Origin of the sequence: Sphingobacterium lactis (assembly GCF_011046555.1) — a bacterium.
GTDB classification, from domain to species: domain Bacteria; phylum Bacteroidota; class Bacteroidia; order Sphingobacteriales; family Sphingobacteriaceae; genus Sphingobacterium; species Sphingobacterium lactis.
The window spans coordinates 896,241-918,867 of the sequence record NZ_CP049246.1 but is presented as its reverse complement, the minus strand read 5'-3'; the positions used below and the strand labels follow the sequence as shown (position 1 = coordinate 918,867).

17 protein-coding genes, 2 tRNA genes and 3 rRNA genes are annotated in these 22,627 nt (G+C 45.4%); 14 read left to right on the top strand and 8 right to left on the bottom strand.

What is annotated here, in order from left to right; genetic code table 11:
- Positions 1-6 precede the first annotated feature (6 nt).
- From G6N79_RS04075 to G6N79_RS04030, 10 genes are all read left to right on the top strand, one after another.
- On the top strand, positions 7-1,104 hold the full coding sequence (locus G6N79_RS04075) for a toxin-antitoxin system YwqK family antitoxin (protein WP_160003664.1): 1,098 nt from the start codon (positions 7-9) through the stop codon (positions 1,102-1,104).
- Between the two features lie 41 nt (positions 1,105-1,145).
- Positions 1,146-1,802: a phosphatidylserine decarboxylase family protein gene (locus tag G6N79_RS04070; protein ID WP_103905630.1), complete on the top strand. Its 657-nt coding sequence runs from the start codon at positions 1,146-1,148 to the stop codon at positions 1,800-1,802.
- 27 nt (positions 1,803-1,829) lie between these two features.
- Positions 1,830-2,855, top strand: coding sequence for a sensor histidine kinase (locus tag G6N79_RS04065; protein ID WP_103905631.1), 1,026 nt, complete (start codon positions 1,830-1,832; stop codon positions 2,853-2,855).
- 74 nt (positions 2,856-2,929) lie between these two features.
- Entirely contained in the window at positions 2,930-3,577 is a 648-nt protein-coding gene (locus G6N79_RS04060) for a DUF47 domain-containing protein (RefSeq protein WP_103905632.1), read from the top strand.
- A gap of 32 nt (positions 3,578-3,609) precedes the next feature.
- Positions 3,610-4,617, top strand: coding sequence for an inorganic phosphate transporter (locus G6N79_RS04055; protein WP_103905633.1), 1,008 nt, complete (start codon positions 3,610-3,612; stop codon positions 4,615-4,617).
- A gap of 245 nt (positions 4,618-4,862) precedes the next feature.
- Positions 4,863-6,239: an OmpA family protein gene (locus G6N79_RS04050; RefSeq protein ID WP_103905634.1), complete on the top strand. Its 1,377-nt coding sequence runs from the start codon at positions 4,863-4,865 to the stop codon at positions 6,237-6,239.
- 266 nt (positions 6,240-6,505) lie between these two features.
- The gene (locus G6N79_RS04045; RefSeq protein WP_103905635.1) at positions 6,506-7,915 is read left to right on the top strand and encodes a tetratricopeptide repeat protein; all 1,410 of its coding nucleotides are present in this window, start codon (positions 6,506-6,508) and stop codon (positions 7,913-7,915) included.
- Positions 7,912-8,661 (top strand): shikimate dehydrogenase family protein, encoded by a 750-nt coding sequence (locus G6N79_RS04040; RefSeq protein WP_103905636.1) that lies wholly within the window; start codon positions 7,912-7,914, stop codon positions 8,659-8,661. Before G6N79_RS04045 ends, G6N79_RS04040 begins: the two co-directional genes overlap by 4 nt.
- Positions 8,662-8,735: 74 nt before the next feature.
- Positions 8,736-9,377 (top strand): MBL fold metallo-hydrolase, encoded by a 642-nt coding sequence (locus G6N79_RS04035; protein WP_103905637.1) that lies wholly within the window; start codon positions 8,736-8,738, stop codon positions 9,375-9,377.
- A 4-nt stretch (positions 9,378-9,381) separates the two neighbouring features.
- On the top strand, positions 9,382-10,602 hold the full coding sequence (locus tag G6N79_RS04030) for an ABC transporter permease (RefSeq protein ID WP_103905638.1): 1,221 nt from the start codon (positions 9,382-9,384) through the stop codon (positions 10,600-10,602).
- A 39-nt stretch (positions 10,603-10,641) separates the two neighbouring features.
- Here the strand turns inward: G6N79_RS04030 and G6N79_RS04025 are convergent, their stop codons facing one another.
- Together G6N79_RS04025 and G6N79_RS04020 are read right to left on the bottom strand one after the other, a co-directional pair.
- On the bottom strand, positions 10,642-11,298 hold the full coding sequence (locus tag G6N79_RS04025) for a hypothetical protein (protein ID WP_103905639.1): 657 nt from the start codon (positions 11,296-11,298) through the stop codon (positions 10,642-10,644).
- 69 nt (positions 11,299-11,367) lie between these two features.
- Complete coding sequence (locus G6N79_RS04020) at positions 11,368-11,643, bottom strand: NifU family protein (RefSeq protein WP_103905640.1); 276 nt, start codon at positions 11,641-11,643, stop codon at positions 11,368-11,370.
- A gap of 340 nt (positions 11,644-11,983) precedes the next feature.
- Here G6N79_RS04020 and G6N79_RS04015 point away from each other — a divergent pair, with 340 nt between their 5' ends.
- From G6N79_RS04015 to coaBC, 3 genes are read left to right on the top strand one after another with little or no spacing between them, the layout of a single operon-like run.
- Entirely contained in the window at positions 11,984-12,901 is a 918-nt protein-coding gene (locus tag G6N79_RS04015; protein WP_103905641.1) for an outer membrane protein assembly factor BamD, read from the top strand.
- A 29-nt stretch (positions 12,902-12,930) separates the two neighbouring features.
- A complete protein-coding gene (locus G6N79_RS04010) occupies positions 12,931-13,257 on the top strand; it encodes a DNA-directed RNA polymerase subunit omega (protein ID WP_103905642.1) in 327 nt (108 codons plus the stop codon).
- A gap of 10 nt (positions 13,258-13,267) precedes the next feature.
- Positions 13,268-14,467, top strand: coding sequence for a bifunctional phosphopantothenoylcysteine decarboxylase/phosphopantothenate--cysteine ligase CoaBC (coaBC, locus tag G6N79_RS04005; RefSeq protein WP_103905643.1), 1,200 nt, complete (start codon positions 13,268-13,270; stop codon positions 14,465-14,467).
- Here coaBC and G6N79_RS04000 read toward each other — a convergent pair.
- The gene (locus G6N79_RS04000) at positions 14,464-15,831 is read right to left on the bottom strand and encodes a methyltransferase RsmF C-terminal domain-like protein (protein WP_103905644.1); all 1,368 of its coding nucleotides are present in this window, start codon (positions 15,829-15,831) and stop codon (positions 14,464-14,466) included. The two genes, coaBC and G6N79_RS04000, sit on opposite strands and share 4 nt — an antisense overlap.
- Before the next feature lie 59 nt (positions 15,832-15,890).
- On the opposite strand from G6N79_RS04000, the gene G6N79_RS03995 reads away from it, so the two are divergent.
- On the top strand, positions 15,891-16,277 hold the full coding sequence (locus G6N79_RS03995; protein WP_103905645.1) for an SRPBCC domain-containing protein: 387 nt from the start codon (positions 15,891-15,893) through the stop codon (positions 16,275-16,277).
- A gap of 271 nt (positions 16,278-16,548) precedes the next feature.
- Here the strand turns inward: G6N79_RS03995 and rrf are convergent.
- The 5 genes from rrf to G6N79_RS03970 all read right to left on the bottom strand — a co-directional run bounded on the left by rrf (position 16,549) and on the right by G6N79_RS03970 (position 21,634).
- Positions 16,549-16,660 (bottom strand): 5S ribosomal RNA (gene rrf / locus G6N79_RS03990).
- A gap of 82 nt (positions 16,661-16,742) precedes the next feature.
- Positions 16,743-19,627 (bottom strand): 23S ribosomal RNA (locus tag G6N79_RS03985).
- A 198-nt stretch (positions 19,628-19,825) separates the two neighbouring features.
- A tRNA-Ala gene (locus G6N79_RS03980) sits at positions 19,826-19,899 on the bottom strand.
- A 9-nt stretch (positions 19,900-19,908) separates the two neighbouring features.
- Positions 19,909-19,982: transfer RNA gene (locus G6N79_RS03975), tRNA-Ile, on the bottom strand.
- Between the two features lie 123 nt (positions 19,983-20,105).
- Positions 20,106-21,634 (bottom strand): 16S ribosomal RNA (locus tag G6N79_RS03970).
- Together the 16S, 23S and 5S rRNA genes with 2 tRNA genes alongside form the textbook arrangement of a ribosomal RNA operon.
- Between the last annotated feature and the right edge of the window lie 993 nt (positions 21,635-22,627).

Here is a 22,627-nt window from a genome sequence, read left to right as displayed (position 1 = left end):
ATGTATATGATGAAGTTCACATTGGGATTCCTTTTTTGCTTATTAACACTTGTTTCCTGGGCGCAGGAAACTAAGCCTGTTTATTTTGAATCCTCAGGATCAGAAGTTAGGTTCTATTACGATCAGAATTATTTCCTTGTGGACAAAAATTGCGAGTTTAGGACCATCGAGCGTGTAGGTGCTTTTGATGCAAACACGGCCAAGTTGAACGGTACGTTTACGGATTTTGATTTCACTGGACGCGTGATTTTGGAAGGAAACTATACAAATGGTTCAAAAGAAGGTCTCTTCAAGGCTTACCATCCCAATGGAATCATGAAATGGGAGGTGACCTATGCCGAAAACTCCCCAACCGGACAGTGGAAATACTATTACCCGGATGGAAAATTGATGATGACAGTCGACTTTAGCGGCGATTTTGCAAAAATCGTCAATTTCTACGACCAGAAAGGGCGTGCTCGCGTCCTCGAGGGTGAAGGCACCTATGAATTCAAAGTACCTTTTCAGGGATACAACCCCTATGGCTATCCATATATTGGATTTAAGGGCAAAATGAAAAATGGATTGCCTCACGGCTATTGGCAGATCTTTTATGAAACCGATAAAATAAAGGACATTGTTGCGGAAGAAATATACAAGGAAGGGTATTTGTTACAAGCGGTAGACCTGTTGACTGAAACAGAATACGCAGCGCCACGCTTTAGCCTTTTACCACCGGAACCCTTTCTTCGTGGAGAACTTTTGGTGTCGAAACCGTGTACATATGATGACTTCATCGGTTTCACTATGTACCTGAACGATTATTTTACTGCTCCGTTTGCAGATTTTGATGCGCCGATGGAGGTTGCATCGGGAGATTTTGAATATACGGTCCATGTTGACAGAAATGGAGAGGCATCAAAACCTTCCATAAAGAAAGATGTACCCAAGGAAATGCGTAAATTGTTCAAGGCACAGGTTGAAGGATTACAACATTATGTACCTTCTTTCGTTGATGAAAAGTACATCGACGATGAATTGACCATCCGTGGGAAATTTGATAAAAATCAAACCGGTGCGGTTGTCTTTCATTCGATCGCAGTTGAGCGCAAAAATGAATCATAGCTATTAGCAAGATATAATTATATTTGCACAAAATTATTACCATGAAATTCCATAAAGAAGGATATACGAGTTTAGCGTTAGTTGTATTATTTATCTTCATCATTAATGCCGTCGCCCATTATTATGACGCAGGTCCTGTGGTTAAGTGGATCATCTATATCGTATCGGCCATTCTCTTTATTACAATCGTTCAGTTTTTCAGAAGCCCCATCAAGACCATTGCATTGGATGAAAAGGTAATCCTATGCCCTGCAGATGGAAAAGTTGTGGTTATCGAGGAAGCAGAGGAAACTGAATATTTCAAGGAACGCCGTCTACAGGTGTCCATATTCATGTCACCCATCAATGTGCATGTGAATAGGAACCCAATGACGGGTATCGTCAGCTTCTTTAAATACCACCCTGGTAAATTCCTGGTGGCATGGCACCCAAAATCTTCCACGGACAATGAACGTACGACCATAGTTGTGAAGAACTCTGTTGGAGTGGAGGTACTGTTCCGCCAAATTGCCGGCGCAATGGCTCGCCGTATCGTTTGGTATGTAAAGGAAGGTCAAGAAGTGCAACAAGGTGATGAATTCGGTTTTATTAAATTCGGTTCCCGTGTGGATCTATTTCTGCCGTTGGACACGAAAATCAATGTCAATATTGGAGATAAGGTAACCGGCGGAAAAACCATCATTGGTCAATTCTCGTAATATCCCATCGCTATAAATAACGAAAAGATGAATTTTCGTAGTCTGATCTTAATCATAAGCTTTATTTTTTCCCTGGCTCTCTCGGGGATGAACTATTACTATGAACGCGATCTGCCTACTTTTCTATTCATCTTGATATTAAGTTTTGTCCTTTCGTTCAGCCTACTAAACTATGTGTTCCAGAAATTTGTGTACGAGCGGATAAAGGCCGTATACAAACTCATCCATAACCTCAAACTGGGTAAGGAACTTAAGGATGCCCTGGGCGACCACAAATCGGAAGACCCGATCGGCGATGCGGAAAAAGAAGTTCGGGACTGGGCAAAGCAGAAGACTACCGAAATCAACCAATTGAAAGCTCAGGAAAAATTCAGAAAGGAATTCCTGTCCAATATTTCCCACGAGTTCAAGACGCCGCTGTTTGCAATCCAAGGATATATTGAAACCCTACAGGATGGTATGCTGGAGGAAAACCCGACCATGGCGGTGAACTTTTTAAATAAAGCATCACGTAACTTGGATCGCCTGAGTTACTTGATCCATGACCTGGATGAGATAGCAAAGCTGGAATCTGGAGAGGTGATCATCAAAAAGGAGAAATTTGATCTCAATCCTTTAATTAAGGAAACCATCGATGACTTGGATTATAAGGCCAAGGAAAATAACATCACCTTAAATTACAATACGAAAGGTAACTATCCAATTTTCGTACGCGCCGATAGAAAGAAAATCCAACAGGTGCTCATCAACTTTATTGACAACTCCATTAAATATGGTAAAAAAGGTGGCGAGACACATATTAAGGTATTGCCCCTAATCGATCAGGTATTGATAGAAATTACGGATAACGGTCATGGTATCGAAGAAAAAAACCTTTCTCGGGTTTTTGAAAGATTCTTCCGGGCCGATAAGAGTCGTTCAAGGGAAGTTGGGGGATCTGGATTGGGCTTGGCGATCGTCAAACATATTATTGAAGCGCACCAGCAGAATGTCCATGTCCGCAGTACGGAAGGCATCGGAACGACCTTTTCTTTTACGCTGGAAAAGGCTTAAAATTCGCCTTTTATGAAAACTTAACATTAACTTAACATTAAGTGCATAATTTTGCGCTACTTAAAATAAAAGTTATGTCTTTGAACAGCATCTTTCAATACTTTGTCCCTAAGGACAAGAAATTTTTCCCCCTATTTGAGCAGGCCGGATCTAACCTCATCGAAATGGCCAAATTGCTAAAGGAAAGTGTACATACCACTGATCTTCAACTTCGTAAAGATAATTCCAAGGTTTTGGAAGACTTGGAACACAAAGGAGATAACCTAACTCACCAGATCCATCTTGAACTAGGAAAAAACTTCATCACTCCATTTGACCGTGAGGATATCCATGCCTTGGCGAGCTCATTGGATGATGTTGCCGATTTCATCCATGGTGCATCTAACCGCATGGAGTTATATAAGGTTACAGAAACCAGCGAAGCGATGAAAGAAATTTCCAGCCTGATCCTGGAAGCGACCGAACATGTGGCCAAAGCCCTATTCGAGTTGAAGGACCTAAAGAACATCCGCAACATCACTGATTCTTGTGTACGTATTAATAGTGTAGAGAATAAAGCGGATTATATCTTCGATAAAGCGGTTGCAGAACTTTTCGAATATGAAAAGGATGCCATCAACCTGATCAAGAACAAAGAAGTGTTATCGGCGATGGAGGATGCAACGGACAAATGTGAGGATGTTGCAAACGTATTGGAAAGCATTCTTGTAAAGAACGCGTAGTCGGAATTTAGGACTCAGAATCATTTTTATATATGATAACATTATTAGTAGTTGTAATTGTGTTGGCAATTGCCTTTGATTATATCAATGGATTTCATGATGCGGCCAATTCGATTGCAACCATAGTTTCTACCAAAGTACTGACGCCATTTGTGGCCGTACTCTGGGCAGCATTTTTCAATTTCGTTGCATACTTCGTGTTCACAGACCATAAGGTCGCTAACACCATTGCCAAAACGGTAATTGAAGAATACATAACGCTGGAAGTTATTTTCGCAGGTTTGGTTGCAGCGATTTCCTGGAACCTGTTTACTTGGTATTACGGCATCCCTTCCAGTTCCAGCCATACCTTGATCGGTGGTTTCGCAGGGTCGGGAATGGCATTCGCAGTTTTTCAAGGCGTCAATCCCTTGGAAGCGATCAATATCAGCGCAACACTGAAAATTGTATCCTTTATCGTACTCGCTCCTTTAATGGGTATGATCATCTCTATCATCATTACCCTTATCATTATTAATATCTGTAAAAATTCAAGACCTGCCGTTGCCGAGAAATGGTTCAAGTTTCTCCAATTGGTTTCCTCAGGAGCCTTAAGTTTTGCTCACGGCGGTAATGATGCGCAGAAAGTAATGGGTATTATCGCAACGGCCTTAATTGCCGGAAACGTGATAGGCACATTTGAAGAGATGCCGGGATGGGTTCCGCTAGCCTGTTATGTAGCAATCGCTGCTGGAACTATGAGCGGTGGTTGGAAGATCGTTAAAACAATGGGAACCAAGATCACGAAAGTAACTCCATTAGAAGGCGTGAGTGCAGAAACGGCTGGAGCCATTACTTTAGGTATCACGGAGCACTTCGGTATTCCGGTATCGACTACGCATACCATTACGGGTTCGATCATCGGAGTAGGTTTGGTGAAGCGTGTTTCCGCAGTTCGCTGGGGTGTAACCATTAGTTTACTCTGGGCGTGGATCTTAACGATTCCTGTAAGCGCGCTGTTGGGCGGATTAACTTTAGCAGTAATCCACTATATCTTGTAGTAAAAATCAGACAACTTGCAAAAAGTGCGGTTGTCTTTATTGAAATATAATAAAGTTTTAACAAAAAATTTGCGTTGTATCTTGTTAATAAGTATTTTTACGCGTCAAGAGTGCTATATATGAATAAAAAATAGCCTTTTTTCAATTTAACATTTTTTGGCATCGTTATTGTTAAGTTATGTTAAATTGATTTTTTTGAACAACTAGAAACAATTAAAAATTTTAATAACCTTAAAAAAAAGAGTATGAACTATTCTACAATTAAAAAAACAGCTGTTGCAGCTTCTTTAGTAGCCGCTTTAGGTTTCGCTGAAACTGCACAAGCACAAACCCCAACTGTATTTGGTGGTAGATCACAATACAGAACTTGGTCAATCGGTGTTCAAGGTGGTATCACTACTCCTAACACGATCTTAGGTGGCCAAAACGCTTTCGGTCAAAAAGTTGGTTACTTCCAAAACAAAGTAGGTGAGTACTACGGTTTAACTATCCGTAAACAATTCTCTCACTTATTCGGTTTAGAATTAGAAGGTAACCGTGGTCGTATCAAAACTTACAACCATGACCTTGCAGGTGTTGAGAACGGCTTAAACGCAAAATCTGCTGAAACTTCTGTTAACTGGGCAGCTAGCTTAAATGGTGTATTCCAATTAGGTACTATCGACTTCATGAGAAGAGAGAATGCAGTTAACTTCTACGCTAAAGTAGGTTTAGGTGTTATGGCTCATAACCCAGTTCAATACGCTAGCAACGATTTCTCAGGTACTCCAGTTTACAACAACGAAGGTAAATGGGGTGAAGAGATCTTCGGTGACCGTGAAAAAGTTGGTGATCGTGACAACCGTTTAACAGGATACGTTCCAGTTGGTGTTGGTGTTAAATTCAAATTGTCTGAAGTTGTTGCCTTGAACTTAGGTTACACAATGAACTTCACTGATGACAACTTGTTATACGGTCCAGCTCGTTACGACGGAAAACAAAAATTCTCTAACGTATACGGTGGTTTAGAGTTCACTTTAGGTTCTCGTGATAAAGAAAACTTAACTTTCGCTAACCCAGTTGCTACATTGTACGATGAGTTGAAAGATCCATCCCTACGTAACGAAGTTGAAGCTTTGAAACAACGCGTATCTACTTTAGAAGGTACTGTTGATCAATTGAGCAAAGACTCTGATGGTGACGGTGTTTCTGATAAATTTGACAAATGTCCAGGTACTCCTGCTGGTACAGTAGTTGACGGTTCTGGTTGTCCAATCAAATTCCCAGAAGCTCAACAACTTACTGACGGAACAGTTTCAGGATACTACGCTCCAATTCAATTCGAATTCGATAGCTCCGTATTGAAAACTGAATCTTACTCAACTTTGGATAAATTAGCTAAAGAATTGAAAGATTCTAACGGTACTGTAACTTTAGATGGTTATGCATCTGCAGAAGGTACTGAAGCTTACAACATGAACTTGTCTACTGACCGTGCGAACGCAGTAAAACAATACCTAGTTAACGCTGGTGTATCTGCTTCAAACATCAATGCTTCTGGTAAAGGTGAATCTAACCCAGTTGCTTCTAACGACACAGAAGAAGGACGCGTTCAAAACCGTCGTGTTGAAATCAAAAAATAATTGTTAATTAATTAACAATTTTAAATAAAGAAAGCCAGCTGAAAAGCTGGCTTTTTTTGTATACAGTGCCATCAAAAACTTAACGTATCCACAGCGTTAACCGTAACAATTGACAATTAAATTATTATTAAAACTTTACCTTTGTCAATTGGTTAAGTCTATAAATGTGAATATGTGGAAAACAAATGCATTTTCAATAGTGGAAAAATAGTATTTTCATTATGTATTTGTGGATTTAGCCAACATATTAACAAGGGAGGAGAATAATGGAAGAAGATTTTGAGTTTGGTTCACCAGAAGAACAGAAGTTCTCGGTAGACAGATATGAAGAGATGTTGAGAAATGAAGATCAGTATTTCTTTGATGCAAAAGCATTCGAAAGCATTATCGAATATTACTTTTCCAAAAACGATTTCGTCAATGCATTGCAGGTTACTGAATTTGCATCATCCCAACATCCATTCGAAACCTCATTCTTATTACGCAAAGCACAGCTATTAATTAGCACACTGAACTTTGATGATGCGTTAACCGTACTTGCCAAAGCCGAATTATTGGAACCTTCGGAATCAGATATCTATCTGTTCAGGGGAAGTGTATATTCCGCAACCTGTCAGGATGAACTGGCGGAGGAGAATTACATGAAGGCATTGGAGTTGACCGATTCCAAAGAGGAAGTGTATTATCAATTGGCAAACCTGTATCAGGCACGGGGAGAATTCAATAAAGCGATACATTATCTGCAGAAGAACCTTAAGCTGAACAAGGATAATCAAGATGCACTCTATGAGATTGCTTATTGCTATGACATCATGGAAAAGCAAGAGGAGAGCATCAAGTTCTACCTTAAATTCATCGATACGGATCCTTATTCCTTTGCAGCATGGTATAACTTAGGTAATGCCTACCACAAGACCGGGGATTTCGACGCAGCCATCGATGCGTACGATTATGCCATCCTGATCAAGGATAATTTCTCATCGGCCTATTTCAATAAGGGAAATGCATTGGTGAATCTTGACCGCTATGCTGAAGCCATTGACGTCTACAAGCAGACCTTTGAACATGAAACGCCAAGTGCAGACACTTACTGTGCAATCGGAGAGTGTTACGAAAAGTTGGAGCGCATGGACGAAGCTAGACAATACTATAAAAAGGCCGTTAAACTGGACAGTGGACAGAGTGACGCCTGGTTTGGCATTGGTGTAACCCTGGATTTTGAGGAGCGCTATTTTGAATCCTTGCATTTCTACAAGAAAGCGTTGGAACTCGATGCGGAAAATCCTGATTATTGGTTCGCGATTGCCGATGCACGGTATAAACTTAAACAGTTTGATCAGTCCATTGAAGCCTATGCAAAGGTCGTGGAATTAAATCCTACGGATTCAGACGCATGGTTGGACTATTCATCACTTTTGTTTGAACAATCACGCCTGGTAGATGCTATCGAGGTGATTTCCGATGCCATCAAATGCAATCCGGAAGTTGCTACGCTATATTACAGAATGGTGGCTTACCTGTTCGCATCCGGCAAGTACAATGATGCACTGAATTATCTAGAATTGGCCTTGAATGTAGACCCAGAGAAGCATTATCTGTTGTTCGAATACTTGCCCCAACTGCAGGGCAATCAGATCATTGTGGACATCATTAAACGTTATAGCGAAAATAGATGAGACGACTCGGATTAATAGGATACCCATTGGGGCATTCCTTTTCCAAGAAATATTACCTAGACAAATTCGAAAGAGAGGGCATTGAAGACATAGCCTATGATCTTTACCCTTTAGCCGATATTACAGCATTTCCATCCCTTTACCAGAGGGATGGAAATTTTTATGGGGTGAACGTAACGATCCCCTATAAACAGGACATCATCCCCTATCTGGACGAGCTTTCTCCGGAAGCAAAAGAGATGGGCGCGGTAAATTGTATCCAGATCCATAACAAGGACGGCAAGTTCTACCTGAAAGGTTTCAATACCGATGCTTTCGGTTTTGAGGGATCCCTGCTGCCCCTACTTAAACCACAGCACAAGCGTGCCTTGGTATTCGGCAATGGAGGTGCGACAAAAGCTGTTACCTATACGCTCCAAAAACTGGGCATCCCGTTTCAGATCGTTAGCCGAACGAAGACAGCGGAAAACCTATCCTATGCAGATCTGGATGAACAGCTCATCCGCAATACCCCACTACTTATCAATTGTACCCCTCTGGGCACCTATCCTAACGTTGAGGAGTGTCCGGATATCCCATATGAGGACATTTCAGCGGATCATCTATTGTACGATCTCATCTACAATCCGGAAGAGACCCTTTTCCTAAAGCAAGGCAAACTGCGGGGAGCCACCATTAAAAATGGCTATGAAATGCTCATCCTCCAAGCGGAAAAGAACTGGGAGATCTGGAACCAACCACAATAATGGTTTTTGGGGATCTATTTTTCTCCATTAACCTTTCCAATAGGGAATAACTGAAATAATTTCTATTTTTGGCTATGCTGCACATTCAAACATTTACATTCAATCCTTATCAGGAAAACACGTATGTCATCTATAACGATGAAAAAGAATGCATCATAGTTGATCCGGGTATGCACAACTACCAGGAGGAAAACTATTTCAGTGACTATATCGAAAAGAATCAACTCAAACCGGTGCTCTTAATCAATACGCATGGGCATATCGATCATGTACTGGGCAATAAATTTGTTTCGGAAAAATACGGGCTGACGCCGCAATTCCATGAAGGTGAGTTGCCCCTTGTGATCCAGGTACAGAATTACGCGCCACAAATGGGCATCCGATACGAACCTTCCCCTATCCCGGAAACTTTCCTAAATGAGGGTGATATCCTGAAACTGGGAGACGAAGAATTGTCACTGATTCTGGCACCTGGCCATTCTCCGGCACACCTGTGCATCTACAGCCGAGAACACAACTTCCTCATTGGAGGAGATGTGCTTTTTAAAAGCAGCATAGGAAGGACAGATCTCCCTGGAGGCAATCATCAACAGCTTTTAGACAGCATTGCGACAAGGATCTATACCTTACCCGAGGAAACTGTTGTATACCCAGGTCATGGCCCGACAACGACCGTAAAAGAGGAAAAGCAATCGAATCCATTTATACGAGGTTAAGGCTATGAAACTTCCATTATTCTTTGCAAAACGATACCTCTTCTCCAAGAAGTCGGTCAACGCGATCAACATCATCTCGACGATCAGTATGGTCGGCGTGTTGGTCAGCACGGCAGCCTTGGTGATCGTGCTCTCGTTTTACAATGGATTGGAAAAATTCATTCTTTCGCAATACAGTATATTTTCTCCGGAATACCGCATAGAACCAACTTCTGGAAAGGTATTTTCCGGTAAGGACGAGGTGTTTACTGCAGTCCGGAACTTACCACAGATCACATCCTATAGTGAAGTTTTGGAGGACAAGGTTTTGGCGGAATACCACCACCAGCAATTCGTCGGGCGTTTGAAGGGAGTGGAATCGAGCAGCCTACAGCATATGTCCAATGGCGACATGCTCTTGGAGGGAAATCTTTCTATCCAGCAGGACAGCACCTATTTCGCCATTCTCGGCACAACGGTGCAGGCCAACCTACAGATCCCCCTGCATGGCATAGATAATTCAGTCATGCTCAACATACCGGACAAACATGCCTCCCCTTCCAACATCAATCCTTTGGAAGATATCCGATCCCGAGCGATCAGGCCGAGCGGAATCCTGGGCTATCAACCAGGCTTTGAAGACCTCATCATTGTTCCGTTGGACTTTGCAAAGGATTTGCTCAATGAGCACGACCAAATCTCGGCCATCGAGATCTATGCGAACAATGACAATTCCACAAAGATCCAGAAAGAAATTCAGGGAATCATTGGAGACAAGTACACCGTAAAGAACAGGGAACAACAGAACCCTACACTATACAAGACCGTTAAGTCGGAAAAATGGATCGTGTTCTTTATTGTCACCATCATCGGCATCATTGCGATTTTCAATATCATCGGGTCATTGACCATGTTGGTTATCGATAAAAAGCAGGATATGGTCGTATTGAACAGTCTGGGTACCAACAATAACCTGATCCAAAACATCTTTTTCTACCAAGGGATGATGATCGCCATGATCGGAAGTTTCGTTGGCGCGGTAATCGGTTTGATTTTCTGTCTGTTGCAGGAACGATACGGATTCGTTAAAACAGGAGAAGGCTCGCTCTTTGAGTCCTATCCAGTCGACGTTCGCTATATGGATCTGGTGTTGATCTTTGTCACGGTCATGATCGTATCCACCATTGTATCCTACATGGCGTCCCGCCTCAATGTAAAAGGCTTTAACGGCTTAAAAAGTGTATAACGGAACGGGCTTGCGACTACTTGCCCAATGAAATGAACTCTAGTACTTCAGCCGTTGCCTGCTGAAATCTCCACGCTTAATCTGGTTGATCAAGCTGCCCCATGCAAAGGGATTCAGTAATGGATTGTTCATGCTTGGATTGATGTTCCGATTGGACATATTGAGGTGGCGCTGCATTGTGCTGTACGCTTGGATTTCTTCAGCACTCCGGGGAACGATGCGGGATAGCGCAGCCATTGCCTGTGGAGATAGGTTCCGTTTGGCGGTAAGGACATCATCATAGCCAATATTTAACGCCAAGAACTCCATGTTGAACTCCTCAATACTGGCCCATGGAAGTGGCGGACCAATGGTAACTACCGGAAGTTCCTCGATCAGGGGAATCATTTCTATCCGGGTTGAATATTTATCACTGCTCACATTTGGAATAGTAACCTTTACGTTCCTATAACCGATGGAGGTCAATTCGATGACATCTCCAACATGCGCCACGAAGGAGAAAAATCCTTCATGATTGGCCGTGAAGCCCTCATTGCCATAGCTATTGTTCCGAATCGACACATAAGGCACGGCAACATCCGTTCCCTCTGCTATGATATAGCCGGAAAATTGCACGATTTTCTTTTCCTGAGCATTGACTGATCCGAAAATAGAAAAAAGGGCAATAAGCAATAGATATTTATATAAGGCTTTCATTACCACAAAACTATGGAAAATCGGTGTTGGGTCGCTGTTAAATTGTGTTAACAGTACCTAATATTTTTATTACAATTGGTTGGGATTAATTGCATTTGGATCATTCATGTCCGTTAGATTGATGGCTTCTACAGCCACGATCTCCGGAACAGCCTTTTTTATGGCCTGTTCAAGACCGGCCTTAAAGGTCATGATACTCATAGAACAATTGGCGCAAGTTCCCAACAATTTCAATTTCACAATATTATCTGGCGTAATCTCTTCAATAGAAACATTACCACCATCAGTTTGTAAGTACGGTCTCATGGTATCCAGTGCTTGCTCTACTCTATCTAATAAGGTCATTGTTCTATTCAATAATTTATTTTAAATGTAAATATAGCTATTTTTTAAATAAAGGAACTCTAATTACAATGGATTTCAACATTGCTTTGACGAAACGAAGTGAAAAGCGATAGAAATCAAAGCATTTATCCCCTTGCCTATCGGTGCAATTACGTGAATTGCTCGTCCCTAGGTAATAGCCTCGAAATTAGCCACCTAGCTAATAATGTGCTTTGGTACCGCCAATGATAGTTAAAGATTGTTAAAACGGGTTATATATGGGACCATAAATGTTGATTTCCTTTATTTTCGCATATCATTTATAATTGAATATTAGTATTAATTCACGTATCTTTGTGGAATGTTTTTAAAGAATCATGTATTTAGCCTAATTGTAGGCTTGTTTCTTTTATTGAGTCTGGGCAGTTGTAAGAGTAAATTCGAAAAACTACGTGCCAGCAATAATGTGCAAATGAAGTATCAGGAGGCTGTAAAGTACTACGAGAAAGAGAAGTACTCCAAGGCATTGACCTTATTCCAGGAACTCCTAACGAAATATCGCGGTACCGCCGATGCAGAAGATCTCAACTATTATACAGCCTATTCGGCTTACAAGTTGAAGGATTATATCTCGGCTCGCTTTCACTTTGGTAATTTCGCAACCAGCTACCCGAACTCCCCGCGTGCCGAGGAATGTCGGTTTATGTCTGCTTACTGTTATTACCTCGATTCTCCACGGTCGAACCTCGATCAAGAGAATACCCGTAAAGCGATCGATCAATTGCAGCTCTTTGTAAATCTCTATCCGGAGTCGGAGCGCGCCAAGGAAGCCGGTGACCTGATCCAGAATCTTCGCGAAAAATTGGAAAAGAAAGCCTTCGATAACGCCAAGTTGTACTACAACATGGGCTTACCGGATGATTACCGTGCGGCCGTTATCGCATTGGAGAATGTGTTGAAGGAGTATCCAGATACCAAGCATGCTGAAGAAATCGAATTCCTTTTGGTGAAATCGCAATACCTCTTTGCCGACAACAGCTATCCGCACCGTCAGGAAGAGCGCTTCAACCAAATGATCGATTACTACGACAGCTTTGCTGAACATTATCCAGAAAGCAAGTACATCAGTGAGGCGAACGGATTGCGAAGTTCCGCAGACCGCAAGATCGCAACGGCACTGAAGATCTTGGCCAATGATGAGAAAAACAGAAAACAGCAAGAGAAGGACTTGGGTGTCTCTACACCTAATGGCGTCCCTATCGAAACTGAAGCAAAATAATTGAATAATATATCTATATTTTTATATATATGAACCAGAATAAAAACACCGTTCCAAACAGCACGGTAACTCGTGACTTAAGAGAGTTGGACCAGAGCACAGACAACCTGTACGAATCTATCGTCGTAATCAGCAAACGTGCGAACCAAATCGCTGTGGACATGAAAGAAGAGTTGAACCAAAAGCTTTCTGAATTTGCGAGCAGCAATGATAATTTAGAGGAAGTGTTCGAAAATCGTGAGCAAATCGAGATCTCAAAACATTATGAGCGTATGCCTAAGCCTACATTGGTAGCGGTTGACGAATTCTTGCACGATAAAGTATACTTTAGAAACCCATCTAAAGAACAAGAGTAATCAGAAAAAGATGCCTTTAAGGGACAAACATATTGTAATTGCTGTAAGTGGCAGTATTGCCGCTTACAAAATTGCAACGTTGGTCCGTTTACTGAGAAAGGCGGGTGCGTCGATTCAAGTCCTCATGACCGAAGAGGCGACCCAATTTATTACTCCCCTTACCCTTTCCACCCTATCCGGTAACCCCGTTCTGGTCGATTATTACGACCCTAAAACTGGGGAGTGGAATAACCATGTCCATATTGCCCAAGCTGCAGACCTGATCCTCATTGCCCCGGCAACGGCCAATACCTTGGCGAAATGTGCGCAGGGACTCTGCGACAACCTGGTCCAAGCAGTCTATCTATCAGCGAAAAGCCCAGTCTATATCGCTCCAGCAATGGACTTGGATATGTGGATCCACCCTGCTGTAAAAAATAATATCGCGCTTCTGGAATCTTACGGCAACCTGATCATTCAACCTGGAAATGGAGAATTGGCGAGTGGCCTAGTTGGTGAAGGACGTTTGGCCGAACCGGAAGAAATTCTCGATTTCATCAGCATGAATCTGGAACAGGACTTGCCGCTGAAGGGAAAAAAAGCATTGGTTTCCGCCGGACCTACCTATGAAGCCATAGACCCCGTTCGTTTCATTGGAAACCACTCCAGCGGTAAAATGGGCTATGCCATCGCAGGGCAATTGGCAAAACTTGGAGCTGAGATAACTTTGGTAAGCGGCCCAACTGCACTAACTACACCCAAAGGCGTACGGAAAATTGATGTGAAGTCGGCGCAACAGATGCTTGATGCCTGCGCAGAACACTTTCCTGCTGCAGATATCACGGTGATGAGTGCGGCCGTAGCCGATTACACCCCAACAGAGGTCGCTGATCAGAAGATTAAGAAGAAAGCTGAAGATTTTTCCATCGCACTTCAGAAAACCAAAGATATCTTAGCCACATTGGGTGCTCAGAAGCGTCCTGACCAAGTTTTAGTCGGTTTTGCATTGGAGACCAACAATGAACTGGAAAACGCCAAGGACAAGCTAAAACGAAAGAACCTTGATTTTATCGTCCTCAATAGCATGCAGGATAAAGGTGCTGGCTTTGCCCACGACACCAATAAGGTCACGGTAATTCAAAAAGATGGCCAGGTTATGGCTTTCGACCTGAAGTCAAAAGAAGAGGTCGCCATTGATATCTGCCACCTCATCTTGCAACAACTATCTTAAAGGTTCGCAATGCGGACTTCCTTTGGATAATAGTTGTTCACCCTATTCCCCAATACTTTTACCCATCCGATCGATACACCCTGAAAGGTTACCAGGCACCAGCCTTTTTTCACATCGGCAAATAATTCCACAGGCAATGGTTCCTTACGCAGGAAGTTCTGCGCATCGTCCAACTCCAGTTCCACCGATCGTATGTCAGAATCCTGATGGATGCTTAAGGCGAGATCATGAGAAGGGATCAATTCCCTGCCCAGCCATTTACCGATCATTGTCCCAGCATTTTTCAGGTATAATACCTGCTGCACAGCTTTTATAGGCAGTTCTAAGGATTTGGGGAAGATATGGATATTGTCGTTGTGCACAAAATAACCGAATTGATCTGGATCCTGTACCCATCCTTTAAGCGCATCTCTCGAAACCGGGGCTTTCTCCGTTTTCAATTTCTTTAGGGGAAAAGAGGGATTGATGCCCGACATTTGCAGGACACCGATGAAGAAACCCTCACCCTGCGCTTTGTGTGGATAAAAGCGATAACCGTGAGCTCCGTGGACATCAGAGGTCGTTCTTTCAATCCCCCACTGTTCTTCAATCGGGATATCCACGCTCTTCAATTCATATGTATCGATCAACCAATCGAGGATTTGTTCATTCTCTTCCGCTGAATAAGAACAGGTGGAATACAGGAGATAGCCATTGGTACTTATGCTGCCCATGATTTCGGAAAGGATCCGTTGCTGCCTTTCACTGCATAGCTTGACGTTGGCTTCTGACCATTCATCGATACTATCCTCATCTTTGCGGAACATACCCGATCCGGAACACGGCGCATCTACCAGGACAAGATCAAAGAAGCCGGGCAAGCGGCGAAATGCGGACGGATCATTATTCGATACGACGACATTTGCGGCGCCCCAGCGGATCATATTCTCCTGGAGGACTACTGATCTGCTCTTGATGATTTCGTTGGCCACAAGCAAGCTCTGCCCATCCAGATAGGAATTCAATAGGGTAGACTTTCCACCCGGCGCTGCACAGACATCCAATGCCCGGATAGGGGAATCTCCCACCTTCAGATGATTCAGGATATGCCCGATGAACATGGAGGAAGCTTCCTGCACATAATAACAACCAGCATGAAAGAGGGGATCCAATGTAAACTGCGGCCGCTCCTCCAGATAATAGCCATAGGAACACCAAGGAACCTGACCGGCTAAGGGTAAGGATAGCTTGACCTCTTTATTCGGGTTTAAGCGAATGGAGGTCAGCTTCTCGCCATCACGATGGGCGGCAATAAATGCTTCTTGATCGAATTTGGGGTTGGTACCTAATCTTTTAATTAGGGCATTCGGCAGAAAATTACTCATGCTATGCTAATAAATCTATGTAAATTTACAGGAATTATCTTTTTCTAGTTACAGTAAGCATGAAAGAATTTAAAAAATATTATATCATTAACACAGACCCGGAACAACTATACTTGGCCTTGACCACAGCTACGACCATACACCTATGGACTGGTGATCTGGTCGAAATCGATCCTGTACCGGGCGGTGAGTTTTCCCTTTGGGATGGAGCCATAACCGGTAAATTCCTTGAACTGGAGCCGAACAGCAAGATTGTACAGCAATGGTACTTCGGAGAACAGGAGGAAGACTCGATCGTCACCATGAAACTCCACGAACACAAAAAGGGAACATCCCTGGAGATCAAACATACCAATATTCCCGACGAAGCTTACGATGACATCGTCGAAGGATGGAACGATACATATATCGCTTCCCTGGTAGAGTTCTATGAGGATGAAGAGTAAATTCAGGTTATGCATACAAAGTATGCATAACCTGAATTTAGTATTTAGTAGTTAGTATTAAGTATTTAGACCCATAAACCAAAAAGCCCCATGTTCCGTAAGGAAACATGGGGCTTTTTGGCAGTAATTAGTAGTTAGTAGTTGGTATTTGGACCCAAGCGTGCCGGAAAGGAAGCCATGGGTCTTAATTCTTAATACTTGATACTAAATACTAAGTACCAGGTACTAACAAAAAAGGCCATCCCTTTGCAAGGATGGCCTTCTGTATAAAATTAGGCACCGACCTACTCTCCCACCTGTTACGGCAATACCATCGGCTCTGGCGGGCTTAACTTCTCTGTTCGGAATGGGAAGAGGTGGACACCGCCGATATAGGCACCTGAATACCTTTTGATGGATGATTCCATCATTGACATGTTATTGGAAGAAAAGATCAAAAAAGAGAGAGGACAACAGACTATCCGCATTGGAAAGCTTCGGGCTATTAGTACCACTCGGCTTTGGTCTCTCAACCTTTACACCTGTGGCCTATCGACGTCGTAATCTCCGACGACCCTTATGAGGAAGTCTCATCTCGTGGCTAGTTTCGCACTTAGATGCTTTCAGCGCTTATCTATCCCGGACGTAGCTACCCTGCCGTACACCTGGCGGCATAACAGGTTCACCAGCGGTCCGTCCAACCCGGTCCTCTCGTACTAAGGTCAGATCCACTCAAACTTCCAGCGCCCACAACAGATAGGGACCGAACTGTCTCGCGACGTTCTGAACCCAGCTCGCGTGCCACTTTAATGGGCGAACAGCCCAACCCTTGGGACCTTCTCCAGCCCCAGGATGTGACGAGCCGACATCGAGGTGCCAAACCTCCCCGTCGATATGAGCTCTTGGGGGAGATCAGCCTGTTATCCCCAGAGTACCTTTTATCCTTTGAGCGATGGCCCTTCCATACAGAACCACCGGATCACTATGTCCGTCTTTCGACCCTGGTCGACTTGTAGGTCTCACAGTCAAGCAAGCTTATGCCATTGCACTCCGCGTACGGTTACCAAGCGTACTGAGCTTACCTTTGAAAGCCTCCGTTACCTTTTTGGAGGCGACCACCCCAGTCAAACTACCCACCAAACAATGTCTCCCGCTTAGCGGGATTAGAAACCGAATACAGAAAGGGCGGTATTTCAAGGTTGTATCCACGATTCCTGGCGAAACCGCTTCACATACTCCCGCCTATCCTACACATCCTGTACCCAATTTCAATGTTAAGCTATAGTGAAGGTTCATGGGGTCTTTCCGTCCCGTTGCGGGTAACCGGCGTCTTCACCGATACCACAATTTCACCGAGCTCATGGCTGAGACAGCGCCCAGATCGTTACACCATTCGTGCAGGTCGGAACTTACCCGACAAGGAATTTCGCTACCTTAGGACCGTTATAGTTACGGCCGCCGTTTACTGGGGCTTCGATTCAATGCTTCTCCTTGCGGATGACATCCCCTCTTAACCTTCCAGCACCGGGCAGGTGTCAGGCCTTATACCTCATCTTTCGATTTCGCAAAGCCATATGTTTTTGCTAAACAGTCGCCTGGGCCTTTTCACTGCGGCTTCTCCATCGCTGGAGGAAGCGCCCCTTCTCCCGAAGTTACAGGGCCATTTTGCCGAGTTCCTTAGCCATGATTCACTCGAGCACCTTAGGATTCTCTCCTCGACCACCTGTGTCGGTTTGCGGTACGGGTCTTGATGACCTGAAGCTTAGCGGGTTTTCTTGGAAGTCTGCTTACCTGCACTATCGGCGCCCCCGAGGGTTTGCCGTACTATCGGGCTTCAGCTGTACCGGCGGATTTGCCTACCGGTCCAATACCTTTGCCCTTCAACGAGCTATTCCGTCAGCTCGCGGCAGTGTCACTACTCCGTCACCACATCGCAGTCATCAACAGTACGGGAATATTAACCCGTTGGCCATCGGCTGCCTCCCTTCGGATGCGCCTTAGGTCCCGACTGACCCTGATCCGATTAGCGTTGATCAGGAAACCTTGGTCTTTCGGTGGGCGGGTTTCCCACCCGCCTTATCGTTACTTATGCCTACATTTGCTTTTCCATCAGGTCCACCACAGGTCACCCTGCGGATTCGCCCCCGATGGAATGCTCCCCTACCAGTGCAATAAATTGCAATCCATAGCTTCGGTACCGTTCTTGATGCCCGTTTATTATCCACGCCCGGCCGCTCGACTAGTGAGCTGTTACGCACTCTTTAAATGAATGGCTGCTTCCAAGCCAACATCCTAGCTGTCTGGGCAACCGGACCTCGTTAGTTCAACTTAGAACGGATTTGGGGACCTTAGCTGATGGTCTGGGTTCTTTCCCTCTCGGCCTTGGACCTTAGCACCCAAAGCCTCACTGCCGGCCATATCTAGCAGCATTCGGAGTTCGTCTGGATTTGGTAGGATTTGACTCCCCCGCACCCAATCGGTAGCTCTACCTCTGCTAGACTCATATGCCGACGCTGTTCCTAAAAACATTTCGGGGAGTACGAGCTATTTCCCAGTTTGATTGGCCTTTCACCCCTACCCTCAGGTCATCCGGAAACTTTTCAACGTTTATCGGTTCGGTCCTCCAGTACGTGTTACCGCACCTTCAACCTGCCCAAGGGTAGATCACAAGGTTTCGCGTCTACCTCGTCCGACTATGCGCCCTGTTCAGACTCGCTTTCGCTTCGGCTCCTCGACTTAATCGATTAACCTTGCCGGACAAGAGTAACTCGTAGGCTCATTATGCAAAAGGCACGCCGTCACGGAATCGCTCCGCTCCGACCGCTTGTAAGCACACGGTTTCAGGTTCTTTTCACTCCCCTGTTCGGGGTTCTTTTCATCTTTCCCTCACGGTACTGGTCCACTATCGGTCTCTCAGGAGTATTTAGCCTTGCCAGATGGTGCTGGCGGATTCCCACAGGATTTCTCCGGTCCCGCGGTACTCAGGATACCACTATGCCTGTATTCTTTGCCTGTACGGGGCTCTCACCCTTATCGCGCAGTTTCCCACCTGCTTCCAGTTCATAGCACAGTACAATGTCGTGGTCCTACAACCCCATGATTGCCGTAACAAACATGGTTTGGGCTCTTTCCCGTTCGCTCGCCACTACTTGGGAAATCATTGTTATTTTCTCCTCCTACGCCTACTTAGATGTTTCAGTTCAGCGCGTTCGCCTCATTTGATGGCATGTCTTCAACATGCCGGGTTGCCCCATTCGGAAATCCACGGATCGATTCGCATTTGCCGATCCCCGTGGCTTATCGCAGCTTATCACGTCCTTCATCGCCTCTGAGAGCCTAGACATCCCCCGTGTGCCCTTGTTTACTTTCTTCACGCTACCACCCCTTTTGCCAAGTGGTAGGTTGCTCTTGGCCGTACCATCCCCGAAGGAATGACCGTGCCTCTGTTGTCTTCTCTTGTTATCTCTTTTCTTCCAATATGTCAAAGAACTCTTTATCCAGATATCAGACCTGAGATATGAGATGTGAGACCGTGGTCCACATACTATCTCCGGATCGTTCAGGATTCGTGGAGAATAACGGATTCGAACCGTTGACCCCCTGCGTGCAAGGCAGGTGCTCTAGCCAGCTGAGCTAATTCCCCTTCGCGTCGTAGTCCCGAGCAGATTTGAACTGCTGACCCCTACATTATCAGTGTAGTGCTCTAACCAACTGAGCTACGGGACTAGCTTATCTCTCTCATCTCTCGGTACCTCCCACTTGCGGGGCGGGCACTTTCTTCTGAATGTCTTCTTTTTATTCAATATATGATCATGATGTCGCGCAGCGACCTCTCGGGGCGGGCTCTAGAAAGGAGGTATTCCAGCCGCACCTTCCGGTACGGCTACCTTGTTACGACTTAGCCCCAATTACCGGTTTTGCCCTAACACGCTCCTTGCGGTTACATGCTTTAGGCACCCCCAGCTTTCATGGCTTGACGGGCGGTGTGTACAAGGCCCGGGAACGTATTCACCGCGTCATTGCTGATACGCGATTACTAGCGAATCCAACTTCACGGGGTCGAGTTGCAGACCCCGATCCGAACTGTGAATGGCTTTTCGAGATTGGCATCACATTGCTGTGTAGCTGCCCGCTGTACCATCCATTGTAGCACGTGTGTAGCCCCGGACGTAAGGGCCATGATGACTTGACGTCGTCCCCGCCTTCCTCTCTGCTTGCGCAGGCAGTCTGTTTAGAGTCCCCACCTTAAATGCTGGCAACTAAACATAGGGGTTGCGCTCGTTGCGGGACTTAACCCAACACCTCACGGCACGAGCTGACGACAGCCATGCAGCACCTAGTTTCCTGTCCCGAAGGACGCATCCGTCTCTGGATGCTTCAGTAACTTTCAAGCCCGGGTAAGGTTCCTCGCGTATCATCGAATTAAACCACATGCTCCTCCGCTTGTGCGGGCCCCCGTCAATTCCTTTGAGTTTCACCCTTGCGGGCGTACTCCCCAGGTGGATGACTTAACGCTTTCGCTTGGACGCTTACTGTATATCGCAAACATCGAGTCATCATCGTTTAGGGCGTGGACTACCAGGGTATCTAATCCTGTTCGATCCCCACGCTTTCGTGCATCAGCGTCAATAACGGCTTAGACAGCTGCCTTCGCAATCGGTGTTCTGAGACATATCTATGCATTTCACCGCTACTTGTCTCATTCCGCCGTCTTCAACCGCATTCAAGCACTTCAGTATCAAGGGCACTGCGACAGTTGAGCTGCCGTCTTTCACCCCTGACTTAAAGTGCCGCCTACGCACCCTTTAAACCCAATAAATCCGGATAACGCTCGGATCCTCCGTATTACCGCGGCTGCTGGCACGGAGTTAGCCGATCCTTATTCTTCGGGTACATTCAGCCCACTACACGTAGTGGGGTTTATTCCCCGACAAAAGCAGTTTACAACCCATAGGGCAGTCATCCTGCACGCGGCATGGCTGGTTCAGGGTTGCCCCCATTGACCAATATTCCTTACTGCTGCCTCCCGTAGGAGTCTGGTCCGTGTCTCAGTACCAGTGTGGGGGATTCTCCTCTCAGAGCCCCTAGACATCGTCGCCTTGGTGGGCCGTTACCCCACCAACTAGCTAATGTCACGCGAGCCCATCCATATCCTATGAATATTTAACAGTGTCCCCATGCGGGGTTGCTGTGTCATGCGGTGTTAATCCGGATTTCTCCGGGCTATCCCCCTGATATGGGTAGGTTGCTCACGCGTTACGCACCCGTGCGCCACTCTCACCAGAAGGTAGCAAGCTACCCCCTGGATCCCGTCCGACTTGCATGTATTAGGCCTGCCGCTAGCGTTCATCCTGAGCCAGGATCAAACTCTCCATTGTAAAATGAAGTTTCGATCGAGACTATTTATAAAAATAGAATCGTCTGTATTAATGTTGTTCTCCCGCTCCCGAGATTTTCTGAATTGACTTAACTTAATAAATCTTCAGCTTTCGTCTTCCGACTAATCGCTGCGCTACATGATCATTTAAAGAACTTCTGCGGCCTCCGCATCGCGCCTCGGCCTGTTATATCGTGACCCAAAAAAGGGTCCTGATCTGTCATTGTTTTGCGGCTCCGGGCGTCGCGCCCTGTGCCGTTCCCCGTAGTTGGGACTGCAAAGGTAAGAGGTTTTTTCGATTCCCCCAAATTTATTTTGAAATAATTTTCGGGGGCTTTTTTCCGGTCATCTTCCGGTGCCCAGGGGCGACCTTCCGATCCGTTCCAATTACCCTGATGTCAGTGCCGTTTCCGGCGTCCCTCCCTTGCGGAGTGGTGCAAAGATAGGACAAAACAATCCATATCTCCAAGGGGTGCCGGAAAGAATTTTTGGGGATAGAGCGTAACTGCCTATGCCAATGGTGGATAATTTTCGGGGAAGCGCGGCGGAAAGGGGGTTGCGGGGGTAAAGGGGGCGGTCCGGGGACGGTTGTCGGGCAGTGCGGAGGCAGTGCGGATGCTGGCGCAAGAGTTGTGCGGAGGGCAAGTGCGGTGGATCTCTTGTGCCCGGGGGGATGGCCTAACCGCCATGCAACCCCAGAGGGGTTGAACTATTTTAGCTGCGCGCCTACACAACGACAAAGACCCACCGCCCCGTTTTTTTGTTTGCTGAAGCAAACAAAAAAACGGGGCGGTGGGTCAATTATATCCTAATCGCCTGTACTAAAATAGTTGCACCCCTCCGGGGTTTGCCAACGTGCTATCCGGGGAACGGGCAGTGCGGAGGCTGGCGCAAGAGTTGTGCGGAGGGCAAGTGCGGTGGATCTCTTGTGCCCAGGGGTGGAGGGATTGTTTATATTTTGCCCTTAGAGATTACCCGGGGCACAAGTCCGCCA

Coding starts and splice junctions, on each gene's coding strand:
- G6N79_RS04030 (WP_103905638.1), top strand. CDS start 9,382: ATGAAACTTCCATTATTCTTTGCAAAACGATACCTCTTCTCCAAGAAG.
- G6N79_RS04075 (WP_160003664.1), top strand. CDS start 7: ATGATGAAGTTCACATTGGGATTCCTTTTTTGCTTATTAACACTTGTT.
- G6N79_RS03995 (WP_103905645.1), top strand. CDS start 15,891: ATGAAAGAATTTAAAAAATATTATATCATTAACACAGACCCGGAACAA.
- G6N79_RS04035 (WP_103905637.1), top strand. CDS start 8,736: ATGCTGCACATTCAAACATTTACATTCAATCCTTATCAGGAAAACACG.
- G6N79_RS04020 (WP_103905640.1), bottom strand. CDS start 11,643: ATGACCTTATTAGATAGAGTAGAGCAAGCACTGGATACCATGAGACCG.
- G6N79_RS04025 (WP_103905639.1), bottom strand. CDS start 11,298: ATGAAAGCCTTATATAAATATCTATTGCTTATTGCCCTTTTTTCTATT.
- G6N79_RS04050 (WP_103905634.1), top strand. CDS start 4,863: ATGAACTATTCTACAATTAAAAAAACAGCTGTTGCAGCTTCTTTAGTA.
- G6N79_RS04040 (WP_103905636.1), top strand. CDS start 7,912: ATGAGACGACTCGGATTAATAGGATACCCATTGGGGCATTCCTTTTCC.
- G6N79_RS04055 (WP_103905633.1), top strand. CDS start 3,610: ATGATAACATTATTAGTAGTTGTAATTGTGTTGGCAATTGCCTTTGAT.
- G6N79_RS04010 (WP_103905642.1), top strand. CDS start 12,931: ATGAACCAGAATAAAAACACCGTTCCAAACAGCACGGTAACTCGTGAC.
- G6N79_RS04015 (WP_103905641.1), top strand. CDS start 11,984: ATGTTTTTAAAGAATCATGTATTTAGCCTAATTGTAGGCTTGTTTCTT.
- G6N79_RS04000 (WP_103905644.1), bottom strand. CDS start 15,831: ATGAGTAATTTTCTGCCGAATGCCCTAATTAAAAGATTAGGTACCAAC.
- coaBC (WP_103905643.1), top strand. CDS start 13,268: ATGCCTTTAAGGGACAAACATATTGTAATTGCTGTAAGTGGCAGTATT.
- G6N79_RS04045 (WP_103905635.1), top strand. CDS start 6,506: ATGGAAGAAGATTTTGAGTTTGGTTCACCAGAAGAACAGAAGTTCTCG.
- G6N79_RS04070 (WP_103905630.1), top strand. CDS start 1,146: ATGAAATTCCATAAAGAAGGATATACGAGTTTAGCGTTAGTTGTATTA.
- G6N79_RS04065 (WP_103905631.1), top strand. CDS start 1,830: ATGAATTTTCGTAGTCTGATCTTAATCATAAGCTTTATTTTTTCCCTG.
- G6N79_RS04060 (WP_103905632.1), top strand. CDS start 2,930: ATGTCTTTGAACAGCATCTTTCAATACTTTGTCCCTAAGGACAAGAAA.